The organism is Amycolatopsis sp. FU40 (genome assembly GCF_021903635.1).
Classification (GTDB): Bacteria; Actinomycetota; Actinomycetes; order Mycobacteriales; family Pseudonocardiaceae; genus Amycolatopsis; species Amycolatopsis dendrobii.
Map to the genome: position 1 here is coordinate 4,980,113 of NZ_CP091381.1, position 17,836 is coordinate 4,997,948.

Consider the following 17,836-nt stretch of genomic DNA (forward strand, 5'->3'; position numbering starts at 1 on the left):
CGGACGTCTCCGAGCGTCGACACGTACGATCATATATCAGATGCCATCCGCCGTCGAAGGGACCAGAGCACGATGAAGGCACCCGAGCAACTGCGCAGCCATCGCTGGTTCGGCGGCGACGACCTGCGGAATTTCAGCCATCGCAGCCGCGCCCGGCAGCTCGGGTACGAACCGGAGGAGCACCTCGGCAAACCGGTGATCGGCATCCTCAACACCTGGAGCGACATCAACCCGTGCCACCAGCACCTGCGCGAACGCGCGGAACAGGTCAAGCGCGGCGTGTGGCAGGCGGGCGGGTTCCCGCTGGAGTTTCCGGTGGCGACGCTGTCGGAGACGTATCAGAAGCCGACGCCGATGCTGTACCGGAATCTGCTGGCGATGGAAACCGAGGAACTGCTGCGCTCGTATCCGGTCGACGGCGCGGTGCTGATGGGCGGTTGCGACAAGACCACTCCGGCGCTGCTGATGGGCGCGGCGAGCGCCGGGCTGCCGTCGATTTTCGTGCCCGCCGGTCCGATGCTGCGCGGAAACTGGCGCGGCGAGGTGCTCGGCAGCGGCACCGACATGTGGAAGTACTGGGACGAACGGCGCGCGGGCACGATCGGCGACCGCGAACTGGCCGAACTGGAACGCGGTCTTGCCCGCTCCCCGGGCCACTGCATGACCATGGGCACCGCGTCGACCATGACGTCCGCCGCCGAAGTACTGGGGCTGACCCTGCCCGGCGCGGCCTCGATTCCGGCGGTCGATTCCGCGCACCACCGCATGGCCGCAGCGAGCGGAGCGCGAATCGTGGACATGGTGTGGGAAGACCTCACGATCGCGAAGGTCCTCGACGAGCGCGCGTACGCCGACGCGATCACGACCGTGCTGGCACTCGGCGGCTCGACCAATGCGGTGATCCACCTGATCGCCATGGCCGGGCGCAGCGGGATTTCCTTGTCGCTGCGGGATTTCGACGCGATCGCCCGCCGCGTGCCGGTGCTGGCGAACATCCGGCCGGGCGGCGATTGGCTCATGGAGGACTTCTACTACGCAGGCGGTCTGCCCGGGTTGCTGTCCCGCCTGACCGACCTGCTGCACCTCGACCGGATCACCGTCACCGGACGTCCGCTCGCCGATTCTCTCGCCGAGGCCCGCGTGCACAACGACGACGTGATCCGCCCGCGCGACAATCCGGTCGCCAGCGAAGGCGGCGTGGCCGTGCTGCACGGCAACCTCGCTCCCGGCGGCGCGGTGATCAAGCACATCGCCGCCGACCCCGCTCTGCTCACGCACACTGGTCCGGCAGTGGTTTTCGACAACTACCAAGACCTGAAGAAGCGCATCGACGATCCGGCGCTGGGCATCACCGCAGATTCCGTGTTGGTGCTGCGCGGATCCGGTCCGCTTGGCGGTCCCGGGATGCCCGAATACGGCATGCTGCCGATCCCGGCGCACCTGCTGGAACAAGGCGTGCGGGACATGGTGCGGATCTCCGACGCCCGGATGAGCGGCACCAGTTACGGCGCGTGCGTGCTGCACGTGGCACCGGAATCGCACGTCGGCGGGCCGCTCGCGCTGGTCCGCGACGGCGACCTGATCACCCTGGACGTGCCCGCCCGCACGTTGCAGTTGCAGGTGGGCGACGCCGAACTGGAGCGTCGTCTCGCGTCGTGGGCCGCCCCTGCGCCGCGGTTCGAGCGGGGTTACGGTGCGCTGTACGCGGAGCACATCACGCAGGCCGACGAGGGCTGCGACTTCGACTTCCTCGCCCGCACTGGCGCCAATCCGGAACCGGACGCAGGGTGACCGGTTTGTTCCGCTGGGGGCAGTAGTCCGGCATGTCCGGCTCGGCCCGTACGCTGTGCCCCTGACCGCAGCGAATCGAAGGGGTCGTGAGGTGCAGTACGAACCGCGCTGGCCGGAAACCGACAGCGACCAGACCGAGGTCCTGCCGGTCGTACCACCGGAGAAACCTCCGTCCCCGCCGCGAAGGCGCGGCTTGCGCAAAGCGGGCTGGATCAGCGGCGGCGTGCTCGGCGTCCTGGTCGTGGCGTACCTCATCGACCTGCTGACCAGCCAGGGCCGGGTGCCGCGCGGCGTCGTCGTGGCCGGCGTGGACGTCGGCGGGCTGGAGCGGCCGGTCGCCGAACGCGAACTGCGCGGCAAGATCGAGCCCCGGCTCACCCAGCCGCTCACCGTCACCGCGGGCAACGCGCACACCAAGCTGTCGCCGACCGAGGCCGGGCTGGGGCTCGACTGGAGCGGCACCCTCGACCAGGCGGGCGACCAGCCGATCAACCCCTTCACCCGGCTCGCGTCGTTCTTCAGCACGCGCGAACTGGGCGTCGTGTCGCACGTCGAGGCCGCGAAGCTCGACCCGGCGCTCGAGGACCTGCGCGGCCGCGTCGACCGGGCGCCCGCCGAGGGCACGATCCGGTTCGACGGCACCACGCCGGTCGCGGTCCCGCCGCAGGTCGGGCAGAAACTGGACGTCGCGGCGGCGCGCGCGAAGGTGCTGAGCGGCTGGGCTTCGGGCAGCGAACTGACGCTTCCGGTCGCGCCGACGCCGGTGCGCACCACCGCCGAAGGCGTTCAGCGCGCGCTCGCCGAGTTCGCCAAGCCCGCGGTGTCCGCGCCGGTCGTCGTCAAGGGCGAAGGCGCGGACGCGACGCTGACGCCGGAGCAGATCGCCGGCGCGCTCACGTTCGTGCCCGGCGACGGCGGCGGCCTCGCGCCGCAGATCGACCCGAAGAAGGTCACCGACGCGCTCGCGCCGCAACTGAAGTCCACCGAGCAGGAGGGCAAGGACGCGGCCATCGCGTTCTCCGGCGGGAAGCCAGTCGTCGAGCCGTCCGCGGACGGCAACACGGTCGACTGGGAGCAGAGCCTCAAGCCGCTGCCGAACACGCTGAAGCAGACCGACACCCGCGAACTGAAAGCGATCTACAAGAAGACGCCCGCGAAGGTCACCACCGAGCAGGCGGACAAGCTGGGCGTCAAGGAAGTCATCGGCGAGTTCACCACCGGCGGGTTCGCCGCCGACTCCGGCACGAACATCCGCGTGGTCGCCGAGAAGGTGAACGGCGCGATCGTCAAGCCGGGAGAAACGTTCAGCCTCAACGGATTCACCGGACCGCGCGGACGTCCGCAGGGCTACGTCGAGGCGGGCGTGATCGAGAACGGCGCGCCTGCCCGCGAGGTCGGCGGCGGCATTTCGCAGTTCGCCACCACGCTGTACAACGCGGCGTACTTCTCCGGGATGAAGGATGCCGGGCACAAGGAGCACAGCTACTACATCAGCCGCTACCCGGCCGCGCGCGAGGCGACGGTGTTCCAGAACCCCAATGGCGCCAGCGTGATCGACCTGAAGTTCACCAACGACTCGGACACCGGGGTCGCGATCCAGACCGTCTGGACGCCGTCGTCGATCACCGTGAAGCTGTGGGGCACCAAGCGGTACACCGTCGAATCGGTCCCCGGCGAACGCACGAACCCGACGCCGCCGCCGACGAAACCGGGTCCGGCGGAGAACTGCCACGCCTCCAACGGCGCGCCCGGTTTCACCGCGAGCGACACCCGGATCCTGCGCGACGCCTCGTCGGGCCGGGAGGTTTCGCGGCACACGCGGTCGGTCCGCTACAACCCGCAGCCGAAGATCACCTGCGGGGAGTAGCGAGTCGCTGCATCGTGGCGGCTACCGCGAGGTCGACAGCGAAGGCGAACTCCGCTTCGTGATCGCATCGCGCCAGCTGCGGCGCGGACTCGACCACGGCGGGAAGCTCGGTCTGCTCCAATTCGGCGCGGCGGTGGGCGATTCCGGCTTCGTCGGTGACGCCGAACGCCGGGCCCGCACCGGCCTCGCGCAGGAGCGAGCCGACGACGACGGCCAGGAGCGAGCGCAGCAGGTGCACTGCCTCTTCGGGTGACGCGCCTGCCTTGCGCAGCACGGAAAGCACCGCCTCGACCGGGGCGAGCGCGGCGATCGACGGCAACTGCCTGGTGAGGACCAGCGCGGCGGCCTGCGGGTGCGCTCGCGTTGCCGTCCGGAACGACTGGGCGATCGCGCGGAGGTCCGCTTCGGGCTGCCCGGTCGGTTCCGGCAGGTCGATCCCGCCCAGGACGTGTCCGGCGACGGCGTCGAGCAAGGCTTCTTTGCCGTCGATGTGGTGGTAGAGGCTCTTCGCGTCCACGCCGAGCCGCTGCGCGACGGTCCGCATGCTCACCGCTGCCGCTCCGTCGGCGTCGACTACTTCCAGCGCGGCCGTCAGGATCGCCTCCCGCGACAGCCTGGCGTCTCCCTTGCGCGGGCGTCCCCGGCGGGTCGTGGTGTTCACGGCTCCATCATGGCGCACTTGCGGTTAACCCACACCGTGGATTAAATTGCGGTTCCGCTCTCCTTGACTTGGAGGACCCCGTGGACCCGTCGGCGATTCCCGCACCCGAAGTGCTGCGTGCCCGGCAAAAGCTCGTCCTCGACCACTTCCGCGACGAGGTGCGCCAGGACTGGGACGACGTCCTGGCGACGTTCCCGCACCCGCGCTACGAGATCGTGCCGACGATGACCGTGCACGACGGCGATTCCGCGGTGCGCGGCTACTACGACGAAACGCGCCGCGCTTTTCCCGATCAAGACCACGAAATCATCGCCCTGCGGCACAGTGCGGACGCGGTAATCGTCGAGTTCTGGCTTCTCGGCACGCATCGCGGGCCGCTCGGGAAGATTCCGCCGACCGGACAGCGGTTCCGGGTCCGGATGACGGCGTACTTCCTCTTCGACGCCGGCGAACAGCTGGTGTGCGAACGCATTTACTTCGACACGCTCACCATGCTCCGCCAACTGCTGCGCGCGTACGACGTCCGGAAGCCCACGTCCTGGCCCAAGCTCGTGCGCGCGGTGCGCGGGCTGCTGGCGATGTCCGGGACTCCGGATCCGCGGCTTTCCGACACCACTCCGCCCGCTTTTTGTCGGTGACCCCGCGTACAGTCGTGCGCACACCACGGGAAGGGGGAACCGGTGTCCGACGACGCGGCCATGGGGCTTTACGGACTCACCAAACGGTTCGGGACCACGCTGGCAGTTGACGATGTGCGGCTGGAAGTGCCGCGGGGGTCGTTCTTCGGCCTCGTCGGCCCCAACGGAGCCGGGAAAACGACGTCGCTGTCGATGGCGGTCGGCCTGCTCCGGCCGGACGCAGGCGAAGCGCGCGTGTTCGGCGTGGACGTGTGGCGGGAACCGGAACGGGCGAAAAGCCTGATCGGCGTTCTGCCGGACGGATTGTCCATTCCGGAGCGGCTCACCGGGCGGGAACTGCTGACGTACATGGGCCTGCTGCGCGGGCTCGCGCCGGACACGGTCGCCGAACGCGCGCAGGAATTGCTGGGCGTGCTGGAGCTGACGGACGCCGAGCGCACCCTCGTCATCGACTATTCCGCGGGGATGCGCAAGAAGATCGGCCTCGCGACCGCGTTGCTGCACGGCCCTCGGCTGCTCGTATTGGACGAGCCGTTCGAGGCGGTCGACCCGGTTTCGGCGTCGACGATCCGCACGATCCTGCAGCGGTTCGTCGCCTCTGGCGGCGCGGTCGTGCTCTCGAGCCACGTGATGGCGTTGGTGGAACAGCTGTGCAGCCACGTCGCGGTGATCACGCGCGGCCGCGTCGTCGCCGCGGGCGCGGTGGCGGACGTGCGGGGCGAAGGCACGCTGGAAGACGCGTTCGTGCACATTGTCGGCGGGCGGACCGGCGGAGCGGAGGGGCTGGCGTGGTTGGCGTCCTCGTCCGACTGAAACTGCGGGTCCTGCGCAATTCCCTGCGCGGGCGGCAGATCGCCGGAATGATCGTCGGCGGCATCTTCGGCCTGCTGGCGGCTCTGTTCACCATCGGCATCGCGGTGTTCCCCGTTCCGGAAGCGCGGATCACCGTCGACCTGCTCACCTCGGTCTACGCGGTCTGGATGGCGGGCTGGGTGCTCGCGCCGATCGCGACCGGCGGCGGAGACGACACCCTGCGGCCGGAACACTTCGCGCTGCTGCCGATCCCCCGGCGCAAGCTGGCGATCGGCCTGCTCGCGGCGAGCTTCGTGGGCGTCACGGCGGTAGTGAGCTTGCTGGCGTTCCTCGGCTTGGTGTTCTACGGCCTGCGGTTCGGTGCCGGAGCTGCGTTGGTCGGGCTCGTGTTCACCGTGCTGCAGCTGGCGTTCGTGGTGCTGCTGTACCGCGTGGTGATGGCCGCGCTCGGAGCGCTGCTGACGTCGCGCAAGGGCAAGGAACTGGGCATCATCCTGGTGGCGCTCACCGGGTTGTCCGGCGTCGCGGTGAACTACGTGATGCGAAGCGTCGGCCCGGCGATCGTCAGCGGCCAGATGCCCGGCTTCACGAGTGTCATGCACGCCCTTCCCTCCGGCTGGGGCACGCTCGCGGTACACGCGGCCGGAACCGGCGAGTGGGGCATCGTCGGCGGCCTCTTCGCCGCGCTGCTCGGCGTCGTGGCGGTTCTCATCGTGGTCTGGGGCGCGCTGCTGGCCCGCCAGGTCACCACCCCGTCGTTCCGCGGAGCCTCCCGCACCCGCGCGAAGAGCACCCGCACGCGACGCAGCCTGCTCCCGGCCACTCCGGTCGGCGCCGTGGCACGCAAGGAGCTTTACACCTGGTGGCGAGACGCCCGCCGACGTGTCGCCCTGCTGTCGACGCTGCTGATCGGCTTCGTCATCACCGTCGTGCCAGCCCTGTCCGGCGGTGGCGGCGGACAGTCGGTGATGCTGCCGTATTTCGGTGTCGCGGTGGTGATTTTCGCGTCCATGCAGTCCGGCAACCTGTACGGAATGGACGGCAGTGCCCTGTGGCACACGCTCGTGGTCCCCGGCGCCGAACGCGCCGACATCCGCGGCCGTCAGCTGGCGTGGGCCCTGATCGTCGCGCCCGTGGCCTTGGTGCTGGCCCTGGTCCTGCCCGGCGTCACCGGCGTACCGGGCGCGTACCCATGGGTCCTGGGTCTAGTCCCGGCAACGCTGGGCGCCGGTGCCGGTGTCCTGATGCTCCAATCCGTCTTCCTCGCCTTCCCGCTGCCAGATCAACGCCGCAGCGGCAGCCCTTGGTCGTCCGGCGGGCGGCCCGGGTGCGCCCGAGCCGCCCTGATGCTGGCGTCCACGCTGCTGATCGTGCTCGGCGCGGTGCCGGTCGTGGCGCTGTGCGTCGCCGGGAAGCTGGCTGATCTGCCGGTGCTGCAGTGGCTGGGAATCCCGGCCGGGATCGCGACCGGCATCGCGCTGGCCTGGTGGTGGGGTTCGCTAGCCCAGCAACGACTGGTGACGCGGGGCCCGGAGCTGCTGGCGACCGTCTCCAAAGAACGGTGAAAGTTTTTGCCGAGGTGTCGAATGGCGTCGTGTGCGTTCGTAGCCAAGGCAAGAGACCCCGTCGGGTGAGGAGTTCGCCATGAAGCAGTACCTGCTGGCCGTCCAGGCAGACGAAACGACGCTGGAGACCGGCGACGAGCTGTCCGCCCAGATGGCCCGCACCACCAAGGTCACCGACGACATGAAAGCCGCAGGCGCCTGGGTGTTCGTCGGCGGTTTGCGCCCTTCGCACGCCACCACCGTCGTCCGCCCCGCAAACGGCACCAGCACGATGACCGACGGCCCGTTCGCCGAAACGAAGGAGCAGCTAGGCGGCTTCTGGGTAATCCAATGCGCGGACCTGGACGAAGCCCTGTCCTGGGCGGATAAATGCGCCCAAGCCTGCGGCCGCCCCATCGAAGTACGCCCGTTCGCCGAGGGCCCAGAGGACGTTGCGTGACGCTCGACGCGGTCTATCGAGCCGAGTACGGCCGCTGCGTCGCCACCTTGACCCGCCTCCTCGGCGACATCGGCCTAGCCGAGGAGGCGGTGCAAGACGCCTTCGCCGCCGCCGTCACCGCCTGGGCTGAGTCGCTGCCGGCCAACCCTGGCGCCTGGATCGTGACCACCGCCCGAAACCGCGCGATCGACCGCCTGCGCCGGGAATCCACGCGGGAGGCCCGGCACGCACAGGCCTTGCTCCTGCACCAGCCCGACGAACCAGCCGAGGTGGGCCCCGTGCGCGACGACCAGTTGCGGATGATCTTCACCTGCTGTCACCCAGCCCTGTCCCCTCTCGCGCAAACCGCGCTGACCCTGCGCCTGCCGGGCGGTTTGGAAACCGCCGAGATCGCCCGCGCGTACCTGGTCCCGGAACCGACGATCGCCCAACGCATCGTCCGCGCAAAGAAGAAGATCCGCGACGCCGGCATCCCGTACCGAGTCCCCGACGAGGCCGCCCTACCGGACCGGCTGGCCTCCGTCCTCACCGTCCTGTACCTGGTCTTCAACGAGGGTTACACCTCGACGTCCGGCCCCTTGGTCCGGACAGACCTGTGCCTGGAAGCCGTCCGCCTGACCCGCGCCCTGGCCGACCTGATGCCCGACGAACCGGAGGTCCAAGGCCTGCTGGCCCTGCTCCTCCTGACCGAAGCCCGCCGCCCAGCCCGCGTCAACGCCTCAGGCGACCTGGTAGTCCTCACCGAACAGGACCGCTCACTCTGGAACCAAGCCCTGATCGCCGAAGGCCACGCCCTAGTACGGCAATGCCTGCGCCGCGGACAGCCCGGCCCGTACCAGTTGCAAGCCGCCATCAACGCTGTCCATACCGACGGCACCACGACGGATTGGCCACAGGTACTCGCTCTGTACGACCAGCTCCTGGCCCACACCCCGACCGCCGTCGTCGCCCTGAACCGCGCCGTCGCAGTAGCCGAGGTCCACGGCCCGGAACTGGCCCTGGCGCTGGTCGACGAACTGGACCTGCCGGGTTACCACCTGCTGCCCGCCACCCGCGCGGATCTCCTGTCCCGCCTGGGCCGCACGACCGAAGCCGACGCCGCTTATGCCGAGGCGATCGCGTTGGCCACCAACGAGACCGAGCGAACTTTCCTGGAGCGTCGCCGGTCCGGCCTCGCCGGGGATGGCTGAATCTCGCCTCGATTCGCCTCGCCTGGGGTGCCTCGCCGTGCCGCGCCCCGCCTGGGGTGCCGTGCCTGGTGCGCCGTGCCGTGCCCGCCTGCCACACCTCCCCGGGCACACCTCGCCTGACGCGCCGTGCCGTGCCCCGCCTGCCACGCCTCGCCGTGCCGTGCCCCGCCTGCCACGCCTCGCCGTGCCGTGCCCCGCCTGCCACGCCTCGCCGTGCCGTGCCGTGCCTGCCACGCCTCGCCGTGCCGTGCCGTGCCTGCCACGCCTCGCCGTGCCGTGCCGCGCCCGATGCGCCTCGCCTGGCGCGCCGCGCCCCGCCTGCCACGCCTCCCCGGCCACGCCTCGCCCTGCCGTGCCCCGCCCGGTGCACCTCGCCCCGGCTGGTGCGCCGTGCCCGCCTGCCACACCTCCCCGGGCACGCCTCGCCCTGCCGTGCCCCGCCCGGTGCACCTCGCCCCGACTGGTGTGCCTCACCCGGTGCGCCGCGCCCGCTGCGCCAGCGCCAGTCCGCGCCGCCGGATGCGACCCGGCCAGGTTCTCCTGGCCGACCCGCTTGGCCGATCCACCTGGCCTTCCACCGCCGATCCGCTCGTCGAACCCGCCCAGTCCACCGCTCCTCTCCGCCGCCGCCTTCGCTCGACGTGCCCAGCCGAGCCTTTCCAGCCGCTGCCTCTCATCGCACCTTCGCCTGCCAACCAGCGCTCGCCTGCCCGCTGGTCCCCTCGACCTGCTTCCCGCGACCCGCCAGCCACACCCCTCAGGGCAGCGCCGTCAACGATTCCTCCAGTGCCGCGTCCGGAAGTTCGTTGTCCACCATGTCGCCAGCCAGGTACGCGCCGTACGCGGGCAGGTCGAGGTGCGCGTGTCCGCAGAGCGCCGTCAGGATCACCTTTTCTTCGCCAGCCTCCTTGCAGCGCAACGCTTCTTGGATGCACGCGGCCAACGCGTGCGTCGGCTCGGGCGCGGGGATGATGCCTTCCGTGCGGGCGAACTGCACCCCTGCGGCGAAGCATTCCTGCTGGCCGATCGCGAGCGCCTCGATGAGACCCAGTTCGTAGATGTGCGAGATCAGCGGCGACATCCCGTGGTAGCGCAGGCCGCCGGCGTGGATCGGGTCCGGGATGAAGCCGTGGCCGAGCGTGTGCATTTTCAGCAGGGGCGTGAGGCCGGCGGTGTCGCCGAAGTCGTAGGCGTAGCGGCCGCGGGTGAGGGTCGGGCAGGCCGCCGGTTCGACCGCGCGGATCACCGGGTTCATCCGGCCTGCCAGTTTTTCCCGCAGGAACGGGAAAGCGAGCCCGCCGAAGTTGGAACCGCCGCCGGTGCAGCCGACGAGCACGTCCGGGGTGTCGCCGGCCATTTCGAACTGCCGGAGGGCTTCCTCGCCGATCACCGTCTGGTGCAGCAGCACATGGTTGAGCACGCTGCCCAGCGCGTACCGCGCACCCGGATCCGCCGCGGCCTGCTCGACGGCTTCGCTGATCGCGATCCCGAGACTGCCCGTCGACCGCGGGTCCTCCGCCAGGATCGCCCGGCCCGCGGCGGTGCGGTCGGACGGACTCGGGTACACCTGCGCGCCGAAGGTCTCCATCATCAGCTTGCGATAGGGCTTCTGGTCGTACGACGCGCGCACCTGCCAGACCTCGCAGGACAGCCCGAACGTCGCGCACGCGAATGCCAGCGCGCTCCCCCACTGCCCGGCGCCGGTCTCGGTGGTGAGCCGCGTGACGCCCTCGGCCGCGTTGTAGAACGCCTGTGGCACAGCGGTGTTCGGCTTGTGCGAGCCGACCGGGCTGACGCCCTCGTACTTGTAGTAGATCCGGGCCGGGGTCCCGAGCGCCTTCTCCAGCCTGCGGGCGCGGTACAGCGGAGACGGACGCCAGAGCCGGTAGACGTCCCGGACTTCCTCGGGAATGTCGAGGTAGCGCTCGGTGGTGACTTCCTGCTCGATGAGCGCTTGCGGGAACAGCGGAGCCAGGTCCGCCGGCCCGACGGGCTCGCGGGTTCCCGGGTGCAGCGGCGGAGGCGGCGGCTCGGGAAGGTCCGGCACCACGTTGTACCACTGCGCCGGGAGATCGGCCTCGTCCAGAATGTATTTCGTCCGTTCTGCCATGACGCCTCCTCGGTCGGCGGACCCCAACGTAAGCCGGGCGGCGGGCGAAGCCAAGCGCCGGAGCGCGCGAGGGGACCCCTCGCGCCGATAAAGCAGCAGGTCCACCCGTGTGGGCGACCTGTCCACAATGGAGGGTGTGGCTGATTCCCCGGAGGCTGTTTCCGGCGGGCGCCGGTTTTTGTCGGCGGGTGCCGGTAGGTTCGTTGGCATGGCGACATTGGTGACGTTCCACGCCCACCCGGACGACGAGGCGATCATGACCGGCGGCGTGATGCGCAAGGCGGCCGACGAAGGGCACCGGGTGGTGCTCGTGGTGGCCACGCGCGGAGAACAAGGCGAGATCCCCGAGGGCCTGCTCGACGAGGGCGAGCAGCTCGCGGACCGCCGCGTGCAGGAGACGCGGGCGGCGGCCGAGGTGCTGGGCGTCTCGCGAGTGGAGTTCTTGGGATACCAGGACTCCGGGATGATGGGCGACCCTTCCAACGACGGCCCGGACACGTTCTGGAGCGCGCCGGTCGAGGAAGCAGCGAAGCGGCTGGCGGCGATCCTGCGCGAGGAGTCGGCCGACGTGCTCACGGTCTACGACGACTTCGGCGTCTACGGCCACCCGGACCACATCCAGGTCCACCGAGTCGGCATGCGCGCTGCCGAACTCGCGGGCACGCCGCGGGTCTACCAGGGCTCGGCGAACCGCGACCAGATTCGCCGAGCCGCCGAAGCCGCGCGAGCAGCGGGCGAGGAAGGCGGCCCGGACGAGGAGATGATCGTCGGCAAGCCGGAAGCCGAGCTGACCGCCGAGGTGGACGTGACGGCATACCTGAAGGCGAAGCGGGCGGCGATGCGCGCGCATCGGAGCCAGATCAGCGAGGAGTCGTTCTTCCTGGCGCTGCCGGACGACAAGTTCGGCGAGGCGTTCGGGACGGAATGGTTCATCCGGGAAGGACAGGGGCCGGGGGTGACGGAAACGGATCTGATGAAAGGCCTCTGACCGGGCCGGGTGAGCCTTAGGGCGGAGGGGTTCCGAGGCGGGTTCGGGATCGGTTCGGGCAACCGCCGGGCGCGGGGTTGCGGTGCGACCGGCGGGTCCGCGACCGGCTCGGCGCAGCGTCGGATGCGGGTTGCCGCCGCGAACCGCGAGCCCAAGACACGCACGGGCCGAGCCTGCGAGCGCGGATCACCGGCATGAGCGCAAGATCGGTTCGGGCAACCGCCGAGCGCGGGTTTCCGCTGCGACCGGCGGGCTCGCGACCGGCTCGGCGCAGCGTCGGATGCGGGTTGCCGCCGCGAACCGTGAGCTGGAGCAGGCGAGTTGCGGGGGCGGATAACCGGCACCAGCCCGAGAGCGGTACGAGCAAGCCATCGGACGCGGGTCGCCGCCACGAGCTGCGCGCCTGAGACAAGCGCGAGCCAAGCCTGCGGGCACGGGATACCGGGCGGGGCCCAGGGTCGGCTCGGGCGAGCCGTCCGACGCGGGTTGCCGCTGCGAACCGCGGACCCGAGGCAAGCGCGGGGTCGAGCCGCGGGCGCGGGTTACCGTCGCGAGCCCAAGAGCGGCTCGGGCGCACCCATGTATCGAGCCGCTTTGGCTGAGGCGGGAGCTGCCGAGACGTCGGGCAACGCGGTTCGGAGGTTCAGAATGGACCGTCGTGGTCGGTGCCGTAAGCGGTGAGCGTCCGCTGGCTGGGCGGAAGTGGCCGCCCAGCCTGAGCGGCGATCCACGGGTGCCGCCGAACTGGGCTTCCGGGCACAGCCAGGTGCACGGAGGCTGTGGGTCCTAGCGGAGTTGACTCGGCCGCCCCGGCGTATTCCACGGTCCTCCGCAGAACCGGCGAGCGACGAGGCGCCCGCAAGTATCAGGCGGGACCCGCGGCCTCCCCTGCCCGGGCCGAGGCCAAGCGGACCGCGTCGAGGATTTTCTCGTAGCCTGTGCAGCGGCAGAGGTTCCCCGCCAATGCCTCGCGGATCTCCGGATCCGAGGGGGCATCCACCCGGTGCACCAGGTCGTGCGCGGCGACGATCAACCCTGGTGTGCAGAAGCCGCACTGGACGGCACCGGCGTCTACGAAGGCTTGTTGTACTGCGTCCAGCTGCTCGCCGGACGCGAGGCCTTCTACTGTGCGGACGTTTCTGCCTTCGGCTTGACCTGCGGCGACCAGGCACGAACACACTGGGGTACCGTCCAAATACACTGTGCACGAACCGCATTCGCCTTGTTCGCAGGCGTTTTTCGAGCCCGGCAAACCCAGCTGGTCACGCAGCACGAACAGGAGGCTCTGCCCCTCCCACACCTCGTCGACGGTGCGCGGTTCGTCATTGACCGTGAGGTTCAGGCGCATTTCGGCTGCCCGCCTTTCCGATAGTCTTCCCAGGCCCAGCTCAACGTCCGGCGGGCCAGTACGGCGATCGCGTGGATGCGGTAGTCGGCGCTGCCCCGGACGTCGTCGATGGGGGACGCGGCGCTCGCCGCCAGTTCGCCGAAGCGGTATACGACTGAGACTGGCAATGCGGTACGGGATGTCCATGCCTCGGAGAGGGCGTCGCGGAGGAAGTCTTCGGCGGCGGTCGCTCGGCGAGGGGTCGGGGCGGCCGAACCGACAGCGGCGCCTATCCAGCCGGTTTCCGGGGCCAGGTCCAGGGCGAATGAGCACACTGCGATGACCATCGCGTTGCGGGTGCCGACCTTCGCGAACTGTTGCGGGCCGGTCGCCACCGGGAGGTGGATGGCGGCGATCAGCTCGTCGGGGGCCAGTGCGTTGCGTTTGACGCCTTGGTAGAAGTCCGTCGCCGGGATCAGCCGGGTGCCGCGGACCGAAGCGACCTCGATCGTCGCGTCGCAGGCCAGGAGCATGGGGTGGGTGTCGCCAGCGGGCGAGGCCGCGCCCAGGTTTCCGCCGACGGTGCCTCGGTTGCGGATTTGCGGGGAGCCGACCGTGCGGCTCGCCATCGCCAGGCCGGGGAGGCGGGTGCCTAGTTCGGTGATGACGCGCGTGTACGACACGCCTGCGCCCAGGCGGATCCGGCCGTCATTCTCGGTCCATTCGGCCAGGTCCTCGATGCGGGTGAGGTCCAGCAGGGCGGCCGGGCGGCGGTGGTCGAAGTTGAGTTCGACCAGGACGTCGGTGCCGCCTGCCAGGGGGACGGCGTCCGGGCGCTCGGACTTGACGGCCAGGGCTTCGGCCCAGGTCGCGGGGGTCAGGAAATCCACGGGGCACCTCCGGGAGGCGGCTGCCGGTCAGGGACGGATAGGAGAGGCAGAGGGGCGCGGGCGAGCGGATCTGGCGAGAAGCGGGAGGAAGGCTGGCGCAAGCAGTACCGGGGAAAGACCCGGCGGACCGTTGCCTGCGAGGTGGCCGGCCAGCGCGCAAGAGCCGGCGCGCTCACGAAGCAGCACGTCCCCGGGCCAGCGCGATGTCGTCCGGGCGGAGGGGAGCGTTCGGCAGGGGCAGGCCGGTCGCGGAGCGGAGGGCGTTCAGGATCGCGGGGGTCGACGACAGGGTCGGCGGCTCCCCCACGCCGTTCAAACCGTAGGGCGAGTCCGGGTGCGGGAATTCGAACAGGCTGATCGGCATCGGCGGGACGTCCAGCACGGTCGGGATCAGGTAGTCCGTGAAGGACGGGTTCCGCACCCGGCCCTCGCGGTCGACCAGGATTTCCTCCATCAAAGCCAAACCAAGGCCTTGCACGCTGCCGCCCTCGATTTGGCCTTCGACGGCCAGCGGGTTCATCGCCTTGCCGACGTCTTGCGCGGTCGCCAGTTCGACCACCTTCACCAAACCGAGTTCGACATCCACGTCGACGACGGCTCGGTGGGCGGCGAAGGCGAACGCGATGTGGGCGTTGCCCTGGCCGGTTTCCGGGTCGATGCCTTGGGTCGGGCGGTGGTGGTATTCGAAAGTGTGCGTAAGCGTGTCCGAACCCACCAGGTCGGCGATGGAGCACAGCGGACGTCCGGCGCTGTCCAGGACCTGGTCGTTGCCCAAGGAAAAGCCAGAACCGCGGCGCAGGAGTTCCCGGGCGATCTGGCGGCAGGCGCCTTGCACCGCGCCGGTCGACATCCACGTCATGCGGGAAGCGGACGCGGAACCCGCGTCGCCGATGTGAGTATCGGCGGGGAGGAGGACTACCCGCGAGACGCCCAGTTCTGTGCTCGCCACCTGTGCCTGCACCGTGGTGACGCCTTGTCCGCATTCCGCGGCCGCGGTGTGCACCGAGACCACCGGGGCGCCGTTCACCACGGCCAAGGTGACTCGGGCCGTCGAAATGTCGTCGACGCCTCCTGAGTAGCCGATCGCTTTCACCCCGACCGCGTAGCCGACTCCGCGACGCACCCCCTCGCCGTGCGTCGTGTTGGCGGCTCCGCCGGGCAGGGAAAGCAAATCAGCAGCGCCGGCCGGCGGCAGCGGACGATCGCGGAGGGCTTGCAGCAGTTCCGCGACGGGGGCCGGGCCGTCGACGGCTTGTCCGGTGGGCAGGACGGTGCCCGTGGTCATGGCGTTGCGGAGGCGCAATTCCATCGGGTCCATGCCTAGTTCGTGCGCGAGTTTGTCCATATTGGACTCACAGCCGTAGGCCGATTGGACGGCGCCGAAACCGCGCATCGCTCCGCAGGGCGGGTTGTTGGTGAATACCGCCAGTCCGTCGATTTCGGCGTTGGGGACGTCGTATGCGCCGGTGACGAAATAGCAGGCGTTGGCGATGACGACCGGTGAAGTCGACGTGTAAGCGCCGCCGTCCAGAACCAGGCGGGCTTTGACGTAGACCAGGCGGCCGTCCTTGGTGGCTCCGTGTTCGTAGCGCATCTTGGCCGGGTGGCGGTGCACATGGCCGAAGAAGGATTCGTAGCGGTTGTAGGACATTTTGACCGGACGGCCGAGTCGCAAGGCAAGCATGCACGCGTGCACGTGGACGGAGAGGTCTTCCCGTCCGCCGAACGCGCCGCCGACGCCCGCCAGGGTCAGCCGCACTTTTTCTGGCGGCAGGCCTAGGCACGGGGCGAGTTGTTCCAGGTCCTTGTGCAGCCATTGCGAGGAAACGCAGAGCTCGACGCCGCCGTCCTCGGAAGGAATCGCCAGTCCGGATTCCGGGCCGAGGAAAGCCTGGTCTTGCATGCCGACCTCGTACTCGCCGGTGACCACGACGTCCGCTTCGCCGCGGGCGCGCGCCAGGTCGCCGTGGCGGATTTTCACGTGCCGGACCAGGTTTCCGTCCGGATGAACGGGACGGACGCCCTCGTCCAGGACCGTCATCGGGTCGGTGACCGGGTCGAGCGGTTCGTAGTCGACGATGATCAGTTTCGCCGCCTGCCGGGCGGTCTCCGGATCGTCGGCGGCGACCAGCGCCACCGGTTCGCCGTGGTAGCGGACCTCGTCGACGGCGAGGACCGGCTGGTCGGCGGATTTCATCCCGTACGTTTTCGCGCCGGGCACGTCCTCGTGGGTGAGCACGGCGTGCACGCCTGGCTGGGCGAGCGCCTTGCTCGTGTCGATGGACCGGATCCGCGCGGCCGCGTAGGGGCTGCGCAGCGTGGTCGCCCAGACCATGCCCGCGAGCCACAGATCCGACGAATAGGCGAACCTGCCGGTCACCTTGGCGACGCCGTCCGGACGGAGGGCGCTTTCGCCTACCCCGGCGGCTTTCCCGGTTTCCGCGGCGTGTACCAGCGAGTCCACATTGACCACCAGCTTTCCTGCGTTGCCGACCGCACGGATTCAACACGTGTAGATCGGGACTGTCAACGGCTCTTCGGGTATCGTCTGGCGCATGCAGCGGGTCACCCGGGACGATGTCGCACGGCTGGCGGGCACCTCGCCTGCCGTGGTCAGTTACGTGCTCAACAACGGCCCGCGTCCGGTCGCGCCCGCCACACGAGCACGGGTCGAGCAGGCGATCGCCGAGCTCGGATACCGGCCGAATCTCGTCGCGCGGGCGTTGCGGTCCACGCGCAGCAACGTGCTCGGGCTGGTCGTGCCGGACAGCAGCGAGGGCTACTTCACCCAGCTCACCCATGCGGTAGAGCGGGCCGCGTTCGCTCGCGGATCCCTTGTGCTCTTGGGGAATTCGGCGTTCTCCCGGGAGCAGGAGCTGCGGTACGCCGAATCGCTGGCGAACATGCGCGTGGACGGCCTGCTGCTGGTCCGCGCCGAGATCGCCGGCGCGGCTGCGACCCACTCCGCCTTGGACGTTCCGGTCGTCTACCTGCATCACCACGCCCCGGCCGGTACCGTCGCGCCGTCCGTCGTGCTGGACAACAAGGCGGGCGGGCGGCTGACCACCGAACACCTGCTCGGGCACGGCTACCGGGAGATCGGCTGCCTCACCGGAACCGCGCGGTCCGGGCCGGTGGCCGATCGGGCCCGAGGCTGGACCGAGGCGATGCGGGCGGCCAAGCGGAGTGCGGGCAACGTCGTCCGCACCGGTCTCGATCGGCATGCCGCGCGGGCGGATATCCGGCGGTGGTTGCGGTCGCCGGAGCGGCCGCGCGCGATCATGGCGACAGCGGACGGGCTGGCGCTCGACACGCTCACCGTGGCAGCAGAACTCGGCTTGCGGGTGCCGAAAGACCTTGCGGTGATCGGCTTCGGCGGTACCGACGCCGCCGTGCACAGCTGGCCCGCGCTGTCCACCGCCGGGCATTCCTTCGACGATTTCGCCGATGCCGCGGTGTCCACTCTGGACCAGCTCCGAGCGGACACTCAGCCGGAAGACCGCGTCCTCGACGTCCGCCTGACCGCGCGCGCCAGCTGCGGGTGCGACTGAACCCGC

The 17,836-nt window shown here is 70.0% G+C and carries 14 protein-coding genes; 9 read left to right on the plus strand and 5 right to left on the minus strand.

Features of this window, described 5'->3' with window-relative positions; genetic code table 11:
- The first annotated feature begins 72 nt into the window (after window positions 1-72).
- Both araD and L3Q65_RS23780 read left to right on the plus strand, forming a co-directional pair.
- A complete protein-coding gene (araD, locus tag L3Q65_RS23775; RefSeq protein ID WP_237596653.1) occupies window positions 73-1,791 on the plus strand; it encodes an L-arabinonate dehydratase in 1,719 nt (572 codons plus the stop codon).
- 91 nt (window positions 1,792-1,882) lie between these two features.
- On the plus strand, window positions 1,883-3,658 hold the full coding sequence (locus L3Q65_RS23780) for a VanW family protein (protein WP_237596654.1): 1,776 nt from the start codon (window positions 1,883-1,885) through the stop codon (window positions 3,656-3,658).
- Here L3Q65_RS23780 and L3Q65_RS23785 read toward each other — a convergent pair.
- Window positions 3,642-4,319 (minus strand): TetR/AcrR family transcriptional regulator C-terminal domain-containing protein, encoded by a 678-nt coding sequence (locus tag L3Q65_RS23785; RefSeq protein ID WP_182895493.1) that lies wholly within the window; start codon window positions 4,317-4,319, stop codon window positions 3,642-3,644. The two genes, L3Q65_RS23780 and L3Q65_RS23785, sit on opposite strands and share 17 nt — an antisense overlap.
- 80 nt (window positions 4,320-4,399) lie before the next feature.
- On the opposite strand from L3Q65_RS23785, the gene L3Q65_RS23790 reads away from it, so the two are divergent.
- The 5 genes from L3Q65_RS23790 (at window position 4,400) to L3Q65_RS23810 (ending at window position 8,964) form a co-directional block, all read left to right on the plus strand.
- On the plus strand, window positions 4,400-4,957 hold the full coding sequence (locus L3Q65_RS23790) for an ester cyclase (protein ID WP_182895492.1): 558 nt from the start codon (window positions 4,400-4,402) through the stop codon (window positions 4,955-4,957).
- Between the two features lie 42 nt (window positions 4,958-4,999).
- On the plus strand, window positions 5,000-5,770 hold the full coding sequence (locus L3Q65_RS23795) for an ABC transporter ATP-binding protein (RefSeq protein WP_067582806.1): 771 nt from the start codon (window positions 5,000-5,002) through the stop codon (window positions 5,768-5,770).
- The gene (locus L3Q65_RS23800; protein ID WP_182895491.1) at window positions 5,746-7,335 is read left to right on the plus strand and encodes a hypothetical protein; all 1,590 of its coding nucleotides are present in this window, start codon (window positions 5,746-5,748) and stop codon (window positions 7,333-7,335) included. Before L3Q65_RS23795 ends, L3Q65_RS23800 begins: the two co-directional genes overlap by 25 nt.
- Before the next feature lie 79 nt (window positions 7,336-7,414).
- Window positions 7,415-7,774: a YciI family protein gene (locus L3Q65_RS23805; RefSeq protein WP_182895490.1), complete on the plus strand. Its 360-nt coding sequence runs from the start codon at window positions 7,415-7,417 to the stop codon at window positions 7,772-7,774.
- Window positions 7,771-8,964 carry an RNA polymerase sigma factor gene (locus L3Q65_RS23810; RefSeq protein WP_237596655.1) on the plus strand — a complete coding sequence of 398 codons (1,194 nt, stop codon included), beginning with the start codon at window positions 7,771-7,773 and terminating at the stop codon, window positions 8,962-8,964. Before L3Q65_RS23805 ends, L3Q65_RS23810 begins: the two co-directional genes overlap by 4 nt.
- Before the next feature lie 757 nt (window positions 8,965-9,721).
- Here the strand turns inward: L3Q65_RS23810 and L3Q65_RS23815 are convergent.
- Window positions 9,722-11,074 (minus strand): TrpB-like pyridoxal phosphate-dependent enzyme, encoded by a 1,353-nt coding sequence (locus tag L3Q65_RS23815; protein ID WP_182895488.1) that lies wholly within the window; start codon window positions 11,072-11,074, stop codon window positions 9,722-9,724.
- Between the two features lie 208 nt (window positions 11,075-11,282).
- On the opposite strand from L3Q65_RS23815, the gene L3Q65_RS23820 reads away from it, so the two are divergent.
- Entirely contained in the window at window positions 11,283-12,062 is a 780-nt protein-coding gene (locus L3Q65_RS23820; protein WP_237596656.1) for a PIG-L family deacetylase, read from the plus strand.
- An 865-nt stretch (window positions 12,063-12,927) separates the two neighbouring features.
- On the opposite strand, the gene L3Q65_RS23825 is transcribed toward L3Q65_RS23820, so the two are convergent.
- The 3 genes from L3Q65_RS23825 to pucD form a co-directional block, all read right to left on the minus strand.
- On the minus strand, window positions 12,928-13,410 hold the full coding sequence (locus L3Q65_RS23825; protein ID WP_182895485.1) for a (2Fe-2S)-binding protein: 483 nt from the start codon (window positions 13,408-13,410) through the stop codon (window positions 12,928-12,930).
- Window positions 13,401-14,279, minus strand: coding sequence for a xanthine dehydrogenase family protein subunit M (locus L3Q65_RS23830; RefSeq protein ID WP_237596657.1), 879 nt, complete (start codon window positions 14,277-14,279; stop codon window positions 13,401-13,403). Before L3Q65_RS23830 ends, L3Q65_RS23825 begins: the two co-directional genes overlap by 10 nt.
- Before the next feature lie 172 nt (window positions 14,280-14,451).
- Window positions 14,452-16,752, minus strand: a complete 2,301-nt coding sequence (pucD, locus tag L3Q65_RS23835) for a xanthine dehydrogenase subunit D (protein ID WP_237596658.1) — start codon at window positions 16,750-16,752, stop codon at window positions 14,452-14,454.
- Window positions 16,753-16,834: 82 nt separating this feature from the next.
- Here pucD and L3Q65_RS23840 point away from each other — a divergent pair, with 82 nt between their 5' ends.
- On the plus strand, window positions 16,835-17,830 hold the full coding sequence (locus L3Q65_RS23840; RefSeq protein ID WP_182895483.1) for a LacI family DNA-binding transcriptional regulator: 996 nt from the start codon (window positions 16,835-16,837) through the stop codon (window positions 17,828-17,830).
- Window positions 17,831-17,836 lie beyond the last annotated feature (6 nt).